Origin of the sequence: Hydrogenophaga sp. SNF1 (genome assembly GCF_034421675.1) — a bacterium.
Taxonomy (GTDB): domain Bacteria; phylum Pseudomonadota; class Gammaproteobacteria; order Burkholderiales; family Burkholderiaceae_C; genus Hydrogenophaga; species Hydrogenophaga borbori.
In genome coordinates, this window is record NZ_CP139793.1 from 2,372,883 (window position 1) to 2,385,935 (window position 13,053).

A 13,053-nucleotide genomic window follows, 5' to 3' on the forward strand; every position below is an offset into this window, starting at 1 on the left:
GCCATGTGGGCTTACATCCTCAAACGCCTGCTGCTGATGCTGCCCACGCTGTTCGGCGTGCTGCTGATCACCTTCGTGGTGATCCAGTTCGTGCCCGGCGGTCCGGTGGAGCAGTACCTGGCCGAGGCGCGCGCCGCGGGTGGCACGGGCGCTGAAGGCGGTGCCCTGTACCGTGGCGGGCAGGGCGTGGACCCGCAGCGCATCGAGCAGATCAAGGCGCTCTATGGTTTCGACAAACCCGCGCACCAGCGCTTCGTCGAGATGATCGGCCGCTTCGCGCGCTTCGACCTGGGCACCAGCTTCTTTCAGAACAAGCCGGTGTCCCAACTCATCGCCGAGAAGCTGCCGGTGTCCATCAGCCTGGGGCTGTGGACCTTCCTCATCAGTTATGGCGTGGCTGTGCCGCTGGGTGTGGCCAAGGCGGTGCGCGCCGGCACGCGCTTCGACCTGGTCAGCACGCTGATCGTGCTCGTGGGCTACGCCATCCCGGGCTTCGTGCTGGGCGTGGCGCTGCTGGTGGTCTTTGGCGGGCAGCTGCAGTGGTTCCCGCTGCGCGGCCTCACCTCGGCCAACTGGGACGAGCTGGGCTGGGGCGCGCGCATCGTGGACTACCTGTGGCACATCACCCTGCCGGTCACGGCCATGGTGCTGGGCAGCTTCGCCGTCATCGCGATGCTGACCAAGAACGCCTTCCTGGAGGAGATCCGCAAGCAGTACGTGATGACCGCCAGGGCCAAGGGCCTGGGCGAGCGCCAGGTGCTGTGGAAGCATGTGTTCCGCAACGCGCTGATCCCCATCGTCACGGGTTTCCCGGCCGCCTTCATCGGGGCCTTCTTCACCGGCGCGCTGCTCATCGAGACCCTGTTCTCGCTCGACGGCCTGGGCCTGCTGAGCTACGAGAGCGTGATCCGCCGCGACTACCCGGTGGTGCTGGGCACGCTGTTCCTGTTCACCCTGATCGGCCTGGTGACCAAGCTGATCTCCGACCTGTGCTACGTGTGGGTGGACCCGCGCGTGAAGTTCGACTGATGGCAGCGGTTTCCTTGAGCCCCGGCCGGCGCGCCTGGCAGCGCTTCAGGCGCAACCGCCTGGGCTACTGGAGCCTGCTGCTGTTTGGCGCATTGGTGGTGGCCAGCCTGTTCGCCGAGGTGCTGTCCAACGACCGGCCGCTGGTCGTGCGCTACGAGGGCAAGACCTATTTCCCCATCGTGCAGGACCTGCCCGAGACCGTGTTCGGCGGCGACTTCCAGACCGCCGCCGACTACCTCGACCCGTTCATCCGCGAGCAGATCACCCGGGACGGCAACTGGGCCCTCTACGCGCCCAATCCCTACGGCTCGCAAACCATCAATTACTTCGCCGAGAAGCCCAACCCCTCGGGACCCAGCGCCGCCAACTGGCTGGGCACCGACGACCGCGGCCGCGACCTGCTGGCCCAGCTCATCTACGGCTTTCGCGTGAGCGTGCTGTTCGCGCTGGCGCTCACGGTCATCGGTGTGCTGCTGGGCGTGCTCACCGGCGCCATCCAGGGCTTCTTCGGCGGCAAGACGGACCTGGCCTTCCAGCGTTTCATCGAAATCTGGGGCGCCATGCCCGAGCTGTACCTGCTCATCATTTTCTCGGCCGTGTTCGCGCCCAGCGTGGGCCTGCTGCTGGTCCTGCTGAGCCTGTTCGGCTGGATGGGCCTGTCCGACTACGTGCGCGCCGAGTTCCTGCGCAACCGCCAGCTCGACTACGTGCGCGCCGCGCGCGCCATGGGCCTGAGCAACGTGCAGATCATGTGGCGCCACATCCTGCCCAACAGCCTGACGCCGGTGGTGACCTTCCTGCCTTTCCGCATGAGCGCGGCCATCCTGGCGCTCACCTCGCTGGACTTCCTGGGCCTGGGTGTACCGCCCGGCACGCCCTCGCTGGGCGAACTGCTGAGCCAGGGCAAGAACAACATCGACGCCTGGTGGATCTCGCTGTCCACCTTCGGCGTGCTGGTGCTCACCCTGCTGCTGCTCACCTTCATGGGCGACGCGCTGCGCGACGCGCTGGATCCCCGAAAGGCCGACCGATGAGCGAACGACCGGCACTGCTGGACGTGCAGGACCTGCGCATCGCCTTCGGCGGCCAGCCGGTGGTGCACGGCGTCGGCTTCACCATCGCCGAGGGCGAGAAGCTCGCGCTGGTGGGTGAGTCGGGTTCGGGCAAGACGGTGTCGGCGCTGTCGCTGCTCAGGCTGGTGGTCAACGCCGAGGTCTCGGGCCGGGCCCTGTTGGGCGGGCGCGACCTGCTGGCCCTGGGCGAGCGCGAGCTGCGCGGGGTGCGCGGCGACGAGGTGGCGGTCATCTTCCAGGAGCCCATGACCGCGCTCAACCCGCTCTACAGCGTGGGCAACCAGATCGGCGAGGTGCTGCAGCTCAAGCGCGGCCTGACGCCGCGCCAGGCGCGGGCCGGGGCGGTGGAGCTGCTGGCGTCCACCGGCATTCCCGAGCCCGAGCGCCGGGTCGACGCCTTCCCGCACCAGCTCAGCGGCGGCCAGCGCCAGCGCGCCATGATCGCCATGGCCCTGGCCAGCCGGCCCAGGCTGCTGATCGCCGACGAACCCACCACCGCGCTGGATGTGAGCCTGCGCGGCCAGATACTGGCGCTGCTGTCGGACCTGCAGCGCCAGCACGGCATGGCGGTGCTGCTCATCACGCACGACCTGCACCTGGTGCGCCGCTTCGCCGACCGCGTGGCGGTGATGGAGAAGGGCCAGCTGGTGGAGCAGGGCAGCGTGGCCGAGGTGTTTCAGCGCCCGCAGCACGCCTACACCCGCAAGCTGCTGGCCAGCCAGCCCGAGCGCGCCGTGGTCGAGCCCCCGGCCGGCGCCGCGCCGGTGATGCGCGCCGAGGGCCTGCGCGTGAGCTATCCCGTGCCCCTGCCAGGCTTCAAAGGCTGGTTCCGCAAGGGGGCGTTCACGGCGGTGCAGGGCGCCGACCTGGCCGTGCCGGCGGGCGGCACCCTCGGGGTGATCGGCGAATCGGGCTCGGGCAAGAGCACCCTGGCCCTGGCCGCGCTGGGCCTGCTGCCGTTCGAGGGCCGGCTGGACGTGACCGGCAGCGGGTGGGCCGAGGCCAGGCGCGACAAGCGCCTGCGTGAGCTGCGCCAGCGCGTGCAGGTGGTGTTCCAGGACCCGTTCTCCTCGCTCTCGCCGCGCCTGACCATCGAGCAGATCGTGGGCGAGGGGCTGGCGGTGCACCGGCCGGACCTGTCGGTCGCCGCGCGCCGGGAGCGCGTGAGCGCGCTGCTCGCCGAGGTGGGGCTGGTCGATGACCCGCAGCGCGGCGCCGATTGGCTGCAGCGCTACCCGCACGAGTTCTCCGGCGGCCAGCGCCAGCGCCTGGCCATCGCGCGCGCGCTCATCGTGGAGCCGCAGCTGCTGGTGCTCGACGAGCCCACCAGCGCGCTCGACGTGACCGTGCAGAAGCAGGTGCTTGCCCTGCTGCAGCGTCTGCAGCGCGACCGGGGCCTGAGCTTCCTGCTGATCACGCACGACGTGGACGTGATCCGCGCCATGGCGCACGAGGTCATCGTCATGAAGGACGGCGCCATCGTCGAGCGCGGCCCCGCGCTGCAGGTGCTGGCCGCGCCCGCTCACCCCTATACGCGCCTGCTGGTTCAGGCCGCGGCTTGATCCAGGTCAGTGCCGCGCCGGCGCCCTCAGCCCAGAATCGCCCGCACGCCATGGCCGAGACGATCCCGCCCATCACCCCCCGTTCCTGCCTGCGCTGGCTGGCCCTGGGCTGGCGCGACCTGTGGGCCCAGCCGCTGCCGGGCCTGCTGCACGGCGCGCTGATCGCCGGCTTCGGCCTGCTGCTGCTGACCCTGGCGCGCGACCGCTTCTGGTTGCTGGCGGGGGCGTTCTCGGGCTTCCTGATCGTCGCGCCCATCCTGGCCACTGGCCTGTACGTGGTCAGCCAGGCCCTGGCGGCCGGGCGCCGCGCGCCGCTGTCCGAGGTGCTGGGCCTGTGGCGCTCGGGCGACGGGCGGCTGGTGCGCTTCGGCCTGCTGCTGGCCCTGGCCGGCACCGGCTGGGTGCTCACCTCGGCCGGGCTGATCACCCTGGCCTCGCCGGTGCCGATCGAAAAGCCCCTGGATTTCCTGCGTTACGTGGTGCTGGCGCCCGAGCCGGGGCTGTTCGAGGTCTGGCTGCTGCAGGGCGCGCTGCTGGCGGCGCCGGTCTATGCCAGCACCGTGGTGGCCCTGCCCATGCTGGTGGCCCGGCCCGTGCCGGTGCATACCGCCGTGGGCGCCAGCTGGCGCGCCGTGGCCAGCCACCCGCTCACGCTCACCCTGTGGGCGGTGCTGATCGCGGCCCTGGTGGCCCTGGGCATGGGGCTGGCCATGCTCGGGCTGGTGGTGGCGATCCCCTGGCTGGCGCACGCCAGCTGGCACGCGGGGCGCGAGTTGCTGGCCGACGCGGAGCGTTGAGGCGCCATGGCCACCGGCACCCTGTGGGGCTTTACCGAGGCGCAGATCGCCCAGTTCGGCATGACCGTGGGCATCGGCGCCTTCATCCTCTACATGCTGTTCATCGTGTTCAACCTGGCCCGGGAGTCCAAGGCCGGGCGCTTCGGCACCTTCGTGCTGTTCATGGTGCTGTCCTTCGGCATGCTGGGTTTTCTGGCCAAGAGCCTGATCCAGTGGCTGCTGGGCATCTGAGCCTGGCTCGCAGCTTGCTAGGCCAGGTTTGGCGCGCTACAATGCGCGCTTCACGACCAATTGGGCGGGTACTTACCGGCCCTTTTTTTTTGGCCGGGCGGGAAACCGATGCCGGCCTGATGCATTTCAACCATGGGCTGGCAAGACACCGTCGCGCAAACCGTCACCGCGCTGGGCTTCGACCTGGTGGACCTGGAACGGTCCGCCGGCGGCCTGCTGCGCGTCACGGTGGACTGGCCCTGGCAGCCTCCCGCCGACGGCCAGCCCCGCCCGCCCGAGCGCTTCGTCACGGTGGAGGACTGCGAGCGCATCACCCGCCAGATGCAGTACGCGCTGGAGGTCGAGGGCACGGACTACCGGCGCCTGGAAGTCGGCTCGCCGGGCATCGACCGCCCGCTGCGCCATGAGAACGACTTCCTGCGCTTCGAAGGCCAGGTGATCGACATCACGCTCAAGGCGCCGCTGGGCGCCAATGGCGCCGTGTCGGCCAATCGCAAGAAATTCCGCGGCACGCTGGAGCGCGCCGCCGACGGGCGCTGGCAGATCGTCTGGAGCGACGAGCCGCCGGTGAAGCCGGGCCAGCGCGTGAGCAAGAAGCGCGAGCCCGCACCGCTGCAGGCGCTGGGCTTCACGCTCGACGAAATCGCTCAGGCGCGGCTGGCGCCGATCGTTAACTTCAAGGGCCGGGGCACTGCCGGCGAGGCGGGCGCCGAGCCGGCCGACAGAACATAACAACGGACCGTATTGGATTGGAAAGGTGGGCTGAACGATGAACCGCGAAATGTTGATGCTGATCGATGCCATCTCGCGCGAGAAGAACGTCGAGCGCGACGTGGTGCTCGGCGCGGTCGAGCAGGCGCTGGCCTCGGCCACCAAGAAGCTCTACAAGGGCGAGGTCGACATCCGCGTGGCGATGGACCCGGACACGGGCGCCTACGAAACCTTCCGCCGCTGGCTGGTGGTGCCTGACGAGGCCGGCCTGCAGAACCCCGACGCCGAGGAAATGCTGTCCGACGCGCGCGACGAGATCGCCGACATCGAAGAGGGCGACTACATCGAAAAACCGGTGGAAAGCGTGCCCATCGGCCGCATCGGTGCCATGGCCGCCAAACAGGTCATCCTGCAGAAGATCCGCGACGCCGAGCGCGAGATGCTGCTCAACGATTTCATGTCGCGCGGCGACAAGATCTTCGTCGGCACCGTCAAGCGCATGGACAAGGGCGACCTCATCGTCGAGAGCGGCCGCGTGGAAGGCCGCCTCAAGCGCGGCGAGATGATCCCCAAGGAGAACTTCCGCACCGGCGACCGCGTGCGCGCCATGATCATGGAGGTCGACCTCACGCTGCGCGGCGCGCCCATCCTGCTGTCGCGCTCGGCACCCGAGTTCATGATCGAGCTGTTCCGCCAGGAAGTGCCCGAGATCGAGCAGGGCCTGCTGGAGATCAAGAAGTGCGCCCGCGACGCCGGCTCGCGCGCCAAGATCGCCGTGCACAGCTTCGACAAGCGCATCGATCCCATCGGCACCTGCGTGGGCGTGCGCGGTTCGCGCGTCAATGCGGTCACCAACGAACTCGCGGGTGAGCGCGTGGACATCGTGCTGTGGTCCGAAGACCCGGCACAGTTCGTGATCGGCGCGCTGGCGCCGGCCAACGTGGTCTCCATCGTGGTCGACGAAGAGCGCCACGCCATGGACGTGGTGGTGGACGAAGAGAACCTGGCCATCGCCATCGGCCGCGGCGGGCAGAACGTGCGCCTGGCCAGCGAGCTCACCGGCTGGCGCATCAACATCATGACGGCCGACGAATCGGCCCAGAAGCAGGCCGAGGAGGCCAGCTCGATCCGCACGCTGTTCATGTCCAAGCTGGACGTGGACCAGGAGATCGCCGACATCCTGATCGAGGAGGGTTTCACCAGCCTCGAAGAAGTGGCCTACGTGCCGCTGCAGGAGATGCTGGAGATCGAGTCCTTCGACGAAGACACGGTCAACGAGCTGCGCACCCGCGCCAAGGACGCGCTGCTGACCATGGAGATCGCCCGCGAGGAAAGCGTCGAGGAAGTCTCGCAGGACCTGCGCGACCTGAACGGCCTCACGCCCGAGCTGATCGCCAAGCTGGCCGAGGCCGGCATCCACACCCGCGACGACCTGGCCGATCTCGCGACGGACGAACTCACCGAGATCACGGGCCAGTCGGAAGCGCAAGCCACCGAGCTGATCATGCAGGCGCGCGCGCACTGGTTCACCGGTGACGAAACGCAGTCCCAGTCTTGATCACCCGGAGGCCCACGGAGCACAGAACACATGACCAGTAATACCGTCGCCGAATTCGCCGCCGAACTGAACAAGCCCGCCGCCGTGCTGCTGGAGCAGCTGGCGGCCGCCGGCGTGCGCAAGTCCACGCCGTCCGACCCCATCACCGAGACGGACAAGCAGCAGCTGCTCGGCCACCTCAAGGCCGCGCACGGCACGGCCGGGGGCGAGCGCAAGAAAATCACGCTGGTCAAGAAGTCCACGTCCGAGATCAAGCAGGCCGACGCCATGGGCCGCGCGCGCACCATCCAGGTGGAGGTGCGCAAGAAGCGCACCTTCATCAAGCGCGACGATGAGCCGACGGCTGCGCCCGCCGTGGCCGAGGAGCCGGCGGCACCCGCCGCCCCCGTGGTCGACGAAGGCGAACTGGCCCGCCGCGAGGAAGAGGCGCGCCGCCAGGCCGAGCTGATCCGCCGCCAGGAAGAAGAGCTGGCCGCCAAGCGCGCCGCGCGCGAGGCCGAGGAGGCCAAGGCCGCCGCCGAAGCCGCCGCCAAGCAGGAACGCGAAGCGGCTGCCGCCGCCGCAGCTGCCGCCGCCGCCGTCGCGGCACCGGCGGTCGAAGAAGCGGCGCCGGCCAAGCCCGCGACCACGGCCGTGAAGGTCAAAGGTCCGGACAAGGAGGCCGCCGCCAAGGCCGCCGCCGACAAGGCGGCCGAGGAACGCAAGGCCGAAGAGCTGCGCGCCGCCGACCTGCAGGAGCGCCGGCGCAAGGCCGAAGCCGAAGCCGCGAACATCCGCGCCATGATGGCCGCGCCGGCCAAGACCCTGGTGGCGAAGAAGCCCGAGCCCCCGGCCGACGCCAAGGCCGGCCTCAAGGGCACGCTGCACAAGCCCGCGGGCACCGTCGCCAAGGCCCCCGCCGGTGCGGCGGCGGGCGCGGCCGCGGGTGCCGGCAAGAAAGAGGTCAAGTCCGAGAACCTGTCCTCCACCTGGAAGGACGACGCGGCCAAGAAGAAGGAAATCAAGACCCGTGGCGACACCAGCTCCGGCCGCGGCAACTGGCGCAGCGGCCCGCGTGGCGGTGGCCGCCGTGGCGACTCGCGCGATTCGCGCGACGGCCAGAGCAGCTTCCAGGCACCGGCCGAGTTCAAGCAGATCGAGGTGCACGTGCCCGAGACCATCACGGTCGCCGAGCTCGCGCACAAGATGGCGGTCAAGTCGTCCGAGCTGATCAAGCAGTTGATGAAGCTGGGCCAGATGGTCACCATCAACCAGTCGCTGGACCAGGACACCGCGATGATCCTGGTCGAGGAGCTGGGCCACAAGGCCGTCGTGGCCGCGCTGGACGACCCCGAGGCCTTCACCGACGAAGAGGTGTCGCAGCAGCAGGCCGAGGCCAAGCCGCGCGCGCCCGTGGTCACCGTCATGGGCCACGTGGACCACGGCAAGACCTCGCTGCTCGACTACATCCGCCGCAGCAAGGTGGCGGCGGGCGAGGCGGGCGGCATCACGCAGCACATCGGCGCCTACCACGTCGACACGCCGCGCGGCATGGTCACCTTCCTCGATACCCCGGGTCACGAGGCCTTCACGGCCATGCGCGCCCGCGGCGCCCAGGCCACCGACATCGTCATCCTGGTCTGCGCCGCCGACGACGGCGTGATGCCGCAGACCAAGGAAGCCATCAAGCACGCCAAGGCGGCCGAGGTGCCGATCGTGGTGGCCATGACCAAGGCCGACAAGCCCGAGGCCAACATCGAGCGCGTGAAGTCCGAGCTCGTGGCCGAGCAGGTCGTGCCCGAGGAGTTCGGCGGCGAGTCGCCCTTCGTGGCCGTGTCGGCCAAGACCGGCATGGGCATCGACGACCTGCTCGAGCAGGTGCTGCTGCAGGCCGAGGTGCTGGAGCTCACCGCGCCGGTGGACGCCATGGCCAAGGGCCTGGTGATCGAGGCGCGCCTGGACAAGGGCCGCGGCGCCGTGGCCACCGTGCTGGTGCAGAGCGGCACGCTCAAGGTGGGCGACGTGGTGCTGGCGGGCCAGACCTCGGGCCGCGTGCGCGCCATGCTGGACGAGAACGGCAAGGCCACCAAGGAAGCCGGCCCCTCCATTCCGGTGGAGATCCAGGGCCTGGCCGAGGTGCCGCAGGCGGGCGACGAGTTCATGGTGATGGCCGACGAGCGCCGCGCGCGCGAGATCGCCACCTACCGCGCCGGCAAGTTCCGCAACACCAAGCTGGCCAAGCAGCAGGCCGCCAAGCTGGAGAACATGTTCGCGGACATGGCCGCCGGCGAGGTCAAGACCTTGCCCATCATCATCAAGGCCGACGTGCAGGGCTCGCAGGAAGCGCTGGCCGCCTCGCTGCTCAAGCTCTCCACCGACGAGGTGAAGGTGCAGCTGGTGTACGCGGGCGTGGGTGGCATCAGCGAAAGCGACGTCAACCTGGCCATCGCGGCCGGCGCCGTGGTGATCGGCTTCAACGTGCGCGCCGATGCCGGCGCGCGCAAGCTGGCCGAGGGCAACGACGTCGACCTGCGCTACTACAACATCATCTACGACGCGGTGGACGAGTTGAAAGCCGCCATGTCCGGCATGCTCGCGCCGGAGAAGCGCGAAGAGGTCATCGGCATGGCCGAGATCCGCACGGTGTTCGTGGCGTCCAAGATCGGCACGGTGGCGGGCTGCATGGTCACGCAGGGCATGGTCACGCGCAGCGCGCACTACCGCCTGCTGCGCGAGAACGTGGTGGTGCACACCGGCGAGTTGGAGTCGCTCAAGCGCCTCAAGGACGACGTGCGCGAGGTCAAGGAAGGCTTCGAGTGCGGTATCAAGCTGCGCAACTACAACGACATCAAAGAGGGCGACCAGCTCGAATTCTTTGAGGTCAAGGAAGTGGCGCGCACGCTGTAATCCACCCGAGCCAGCCAGAGACACACCATGCCCCGCAAGGCCTCGTCCGTTCCCAACCGCGGTTACCGCGTGGCCGACCAGATCCAGCGCGATCTGGCCGAGCTGATCGCGCGCGAGTTGAAGGACCCGCGCGTGGGCATGGTCACGCTCAACGCGGTCGAGGTCACGCCCGACTACGCGCACGCCAAGGTGTTCTTCAGCTTGCTCACCGGCAACCCCGAGGAAACCGCCGAAGGCCTCAACGCCGCGGCGGGCTTCCTGCGCAACGCGCTGTTCAAGCGCCTGCACATCCACACCGTGCCCACGCTGCACTTCGTGTTCGACCGCACCACCGAGCGCGCGGCCGACATGAACGCCTTGATTTCCAAGGCGGTGGCTTCGCGTTCCAAGAACGAGGACTAGCCATGCAGCGCCAACGCACGAGGGTGCAACGGCGCCCCGTGCATGGGGTGCTGCTGCTCGACAAACCGCTGGGCCTGTCCAGCAACCAGGCCTTGCAGAAGGCCAAGTGGCTGCTGCGCGCCGAAAAGGCCGGACACACCGGCACGCTCGACCCCCTGGCCACAGGCGTTCTGCCGCTGTGTTTTGGCGCGGCCACCAAGTTCAGCCAGCTGCACCTGGACGCCGACAAGACCTACGAAACCACCGTGCGACTGGGCGTGCGCACGCGCACGGCCGACGCCGAGGGCGAGGTCATCGACACCCGTCCCGTGTCGTGCTCCGCCGGCCAGGTGGTGGAGGTGCTGGACCGCTTCATGGGCGAGATCGACCAGGTGCCGCCCATGCACAGCGCGCTCAAGAAGGACGGCAAGGCCCTGTACGAGTACGCGCGCGAGGGTGAAACCGTGGCGCGCGAGCCGCGCCGCGTGCGCATCCACGAGATCGAGCTGCTCGATCTGCAGCTGCACGGCGAGGCCCCCCAGCTGCGCCTGCGCGTGGTCTGCAGCAAGGGCACCTACATCCGCACGCTCGGCGAGGACATCGGCGAGGCTTTGGGCTGCGGCGGTCACCTGATCGCGCTGCGCCGCGTGGCCACCGGGCCGTTCGGCGTGGCCGACGCCGTCACGCTCGACGCGCTCGAGGCGATGGGCGAAACCGAGCGGCTGGGCGCCCTGAAGCCGGTCGAGGCCCTGCTCGAGGGCCATGAACGGATCGCGCTCGACGCCGAGCATGCCGGGCGCTTCCTGAGCGGCGTGCGCCGCCGCGGCGACTGGCCCAACCGCGAGCGCGTGGCCGTCTTCGGCCCTTCGCCCGCGGACCCCACGCCCACCGTCCTGCTGGGCACCGCCCACGTCCAGGGCGGCGAACTCATCCCGGGGCGCCTGTTGAGCCCCACCGACATCCAGCAAATCCTCGAAACCGAGGCACCCGCACCATGAGCAGACCCATCCGCAACATCGCCATCATCGCCCACGTCGACCACGGCAAGACCACCATGGTCGACCAGCTTCTGCGCCAGTCCGGCACCTTCGCCGAGCACGAAAAAGTCGTCGACACCGTGATGGACAACAACGCCATCGAACGCGAACGTGGCATCACCATCCTGGCCAAGAACTGCGCCGTGAGCTGGAAGGGCACGCACATCAACATCGTCGACACCCCCGGCCACGCGGACTTCGGCGGTGAGGTCGAGCGCGCGCTGTCCATGGTCGATGGCGTGGTGCTGCTGATCGACGCCCAGGAAGGCCCGATGCCGCAGACGCGCTTCGTGACCAAGAAGGCGCTGGCCCTGGGCCTCAAGCCCATCGTGGTGGTGAACAAGGTGGACAAGCCTGGCGCCAATCCCGACAAGGTGATCAACGCCGCCTTCGACCTGTTCGACAAGCTCGGCGCCACCGACGAGCAACTCGATTTCCCCGTCGTCTACGCCTCCGGCATCAACGGCTGGTCCTCGCTGGAGGAAGGCCCGGCGGGTGAGCAATGGGGCCCGGACATGTCGGCCCTGTTCGAGACCGTGCTCAAGCACGTGCCCGCGCACGAAGGCGACCCCGATGCGCCGCTGCAGCTGCAGATCTCGGCGCTGGACTACTCCAGCTTCGTGGGCCGCATCGGCGTGGGCCGCATCAACGCCGGCACGCTCAGGCCGTCCATGGACGTGCTGGTGATGGAAGGCCCCGACGGCAAGAGCGTCAAGGGCCGCGTCAACCAGGTGCTGACCTTCCAGGGCCTGGACCGCGTGCAGACCAGCGAGGCCCGCCCCGGCGACATCGTGCTCATCAACGGCATCGAAGACATCGGCATCGGCGTAACCCTGACCGACCCGGCCAACCCCGCGCCGCTGCCCATGCTCAAGGTCGACGAGCCCACGCTGACCATGAACTTCTGCGTCAACACCAGCCCGCTGGCCGGCCGCGAAGGCAAGTTCGTCACCAGCCGCCAGATCTGGGACCGCCTGCAGAAGGAGCTGCAGAGCAACGTGGCCCTGCGCGTGAAGGACACCGATGAGGACGGCATCTTCGAGGTCTCGGGCCGCGGCGAACTGCACCTGACCATCCTGATCGAGAACATGCGCCGCGAGGGCTACGAGCTGGCGGTGAGCAAGCCGCGCGTGGTGTTCCAGGAGATCAATGGCGAGCGCTACGAGCCCATCGAACTGGTGACGGCCGACGTGGAAGAGCAGCACCAGGGCGGCGTGATGCAGGCCCTGGGCGAACGCAAGGGCGAGCTCATCAACATGGAACCCGATGGCCGTGGCCGCGTGCGCCTGGAGTACCGCATTCCGGCGCGTGGCCTGATCGGCTTCAGCAACGAGTTCCTCAACCTCACGCGCGGCTCGGGCCTGATCGCCAACATCTTCGACGGCTACGAGCCGCACAAGGGCGAGGTCGCCGGCCGCAAGAACGGCGTGCTGATCAGCATGGACGACGGCGAGATCTTCAACTACGCACTGGGCAAGCTCGACGACCGTGGCCGCATGTTCGTCAAGGCCAACGACCCGGTGTACGAAGGCATGATCGTCGGCATCCATAGCCGCGACAACGACCTGGTGGTGAACGCCACGCGCACCAAGCAGCTCACCAACTTCCGCGTCAGCGGCAAGGAAGACGCGATCAAGATCACGCCACCCATCCAGCTCACGCTGGAGTACGGCGTCGAGTTCATCGAGGACGACGAACTGGTCGAGATCACGCCCAAGAGCATCCGCCTGCGCAAGCGCTTCCTCAAAGAGCACGAGCGCAAGCGCGCGTCACGCGACGCCTGAGCCG

General features: G+C 68.8%; 11 protein-coding genes. All 11 read left to right on the forward strand.

All coding sequences use genetic code 11. The features are described from left to right. The first annotated feature begins 3 nt into the window (after positions 1 to 3). The 11 genes from SOM08_RS11300 (at position 4) to typA (ending at position 13,049) form a co-directional block, all read left to right on the forward strand. The gene (locus SOM08_RS11300; protein ID WP_116957504.1) at positions 4 to 1,029 is read left to right on the forward strand and encodes a microcin C ABC transporter permease YejB; all 1,026 of its coding nucleotides are present in this window, start codon (positions 4 to 6) and stop codon (positions 1,027 to 1,029) included. Continuing rightward, the gene (locus SOM08_RS11305; RefSeq protein WP_322468952.1) at positions 1,029 to 2,063 is read left to right on the forward strand and encodes an ABC transporter permease; all 1,035 of its coding nucleotides are present in this window, start codon (positions 1,029 to 1,031) and stop codon (positions 2,061 to 2,063) included. The genes SOM08_RS11300 and SOM08_RS11305 overlap by 1 nt, the downstream gene beginning before the upstream one ends. Further along, positions 2,060 to 3,664 carry a dipeptide ABC transporter ATP-binding protein gene (locus tag SOM08_RS11310; RefSeq protein ID WP_322468953.1) on the forward strand — a complete coding sequence of 535 codons (1,605 nt, stop codon included), beginning with the start codon at positions 2,060 to 2,062 and terminating at the stop codon, positions 3,662 to 3,664. The genes SOM08_RS11305 and SOM08_RS11310 overlap by 4 nt, the downstream gene beginning before the upstream one ends. Before the next feature lie 50 nt (positions 3,665 to 3,714). Continuing rightward, positions 3,715 to 4,461, forward strand: coding sequence for a DUF2189 domain-containing protein (locus SOM08_RS11315; RefSeq protein ID WP_116957501.1), 747 nt, complete (start codon positions 3,715 to 3,717; stop codon positions 4,459 to 4,461). A 6-nt stretch (positions 4,462 to 4,467) separates the two neighbouring features. Further along, the gene (locus SOM08_RS11320; RefSeq protein ID WP_116957500.1) at positions 4,468 to 4,692 is read left to right on the forward strand and encodes a DUF2788 domain-containing protein; all 225 of its coding nucleotides are present in this window, start codon (positions 4,468 to 4,470) and stop codon (positions 4,690 to 4,692) included. Positions 4,693 to 4,824: 132 nt separating this feature from the next. Next, positions 4,825 to 5,424, forward strand: a complete 600-nt coding sequence (rimP, locus tag SOM08_RS11325; RefSeq protein WP_116957499.1) for a ribosome maturation factor RimP — start codon at positions 4,825 to 4,827, stop codon at positions 5,422 to 5,424. A gap of 37 nt (positions 5,425 to 5,461) precedes the next feature. Further along, complete coding sequence (nusA, locus tag SOM08_RS11330) at positions 5,462 to 6,961, forward strand: transcription termination factor NusA (RefSeq protein ID WP_116957498.1); 1,500 nt, start codon at positions 5,462 to 5,464, stop codon at positions 6,959 to 6,961. Between the two features lie 30 nt (positions 6,962 to 6,991). Further along, positions 6,992 to 9,847 (forward strand): translation initiation factor IF-2, encoded by a 2,856-nt coding sequence (infB, locus tag SOM08_RS11335; RefSeq protein ID WP_116957497.1) that lies wholly within the window; start codon positions 6,992 to 6,994, stop codon positions 9,845 to 9,847. A gap of 27 nt (positions 9,848 to 9,874) precedes the next feature. Continuing rightward, positions 9,875 to 10,249 (forward strand): 30S ribosome-binding factor RbfA, encoded by a 375-nt coding sequence (rbfA, locus tag SOM08_RS11340; RefSeq protein ID WP_070398620.1) that lies wholly within the window; start codon positions 9,875 to 9,877, stop codon positions 10,247 to 10,249. 2 nt (positions 10,250 to 10,251) lie between these two features. Further along, positions 10,252 to 11,226 carry a tRNA pseudouridine(55) synthase TruB gene (gene truB / locus SOM08_RS11345; protein WP_322468954.1) on the forward strand — a complete coding sequence of 325 codons (975 nt, stop codon included), beginning with the start codon at positions 10,252 to 10,254 and terminating at the stop codon, positions 11,224 to 11,226. Continuing rightward, positions 11,223 to 13,049, forward strand: coding sequence for a translational GTPase TypA (gene typA / locus SOM08_RS11350; protein WP_322468955.1), 1,827 nt, complete (start codon positions 11,223 to 11,225; stop codon positions 13,047 to 13,049). Before truB ends, typA begins: the two co-directional genes overlap by 4 nt. Positions 13,050 to 13,053: the final 4 nt, after the last annotated feature.

What these genes read in the sequence shown, in the direction of transcription:
- SOM08_RS11320 (WP_116957500.1), top strand. Translation starts at nt 4,468, where the DNA reads ATGGCCACCGGCACCCTGTGGGGCTTTACCGAGGCGCAGATCGCCCAG.
- SOM08_RS11305 (WP_322468952.1), top strand. Translation starts at nt 1,029, where the DNA reads ATGGCAGCGGTTTCCTTGAGCCCCGGCCGGCGCGCCTGGCAGCGCTTC.
- rbfA (WP_070398620.1), top strand. Translation starts at nt 9,875, where the DNA reads ATGCCCCGCAAGGCCTCGTCCGTTCCCAACCGCGGTTACCGCGTGGCC.
- typA (WP_322468955.1), top strand. Translation starts at nt 11,223, where the DNA reads ATGAGCAGACCCATCCGCAACATCGCCATCATCGCCCACGTCGACCAC.
- truB (WP_322468954.1), top strand. Translation starts at nt 10,252, where the DNA reads ATGCAGCGCCAACGCACGAGGGTGCAACGGCGCCCCGTGCATGGGGTG.
- SOM08_RS11300 (WP_116957504.1), top strand. Translation starts at nt 4, where the DNA reads ATGTGGGCTTACATCCTCAAACGCCTGCTGCTGATGCTGCCCACGCTG.
- infB (WP_116957497.1), top strand. Translation starts at nt 6,992, where the DNA reads ATGACCAGTAATACCGTCGCCGAATTCGCCGCCGAACTGAACAAGCCC.
- rimP (WP_116957499.1), top strand. Translation starts at nt 4,825, where the DNA reads ATGGGCTGGCAAGACACCGTCGCGCAAACCGTCACCGCGCTGGGCTTC.
- nusA (WP_116957498.1), top strand. Translation starts at nt 5,462, where the DNA reads ATGAACCGCGAAATGTTGATGCTGATCGATGCCATCTCGCGCGAGAAG.
- SOM08_RS11310 (WP_322468953.1), top strand. Translation starts at nt 2,060, where the DNA reads ATGAGCGAACGACCGGCACTGCTGGACGTGCAGGACCTGCGCATCGCC.
- SOM08_RS11315 (WP_116957501.1), top strand. Translation starts at nt 3,715, where the DNA reads ATGGCCGAGACGATCCCGCCCATCACCCCCCGTTCCTGCCTGCGCTGG.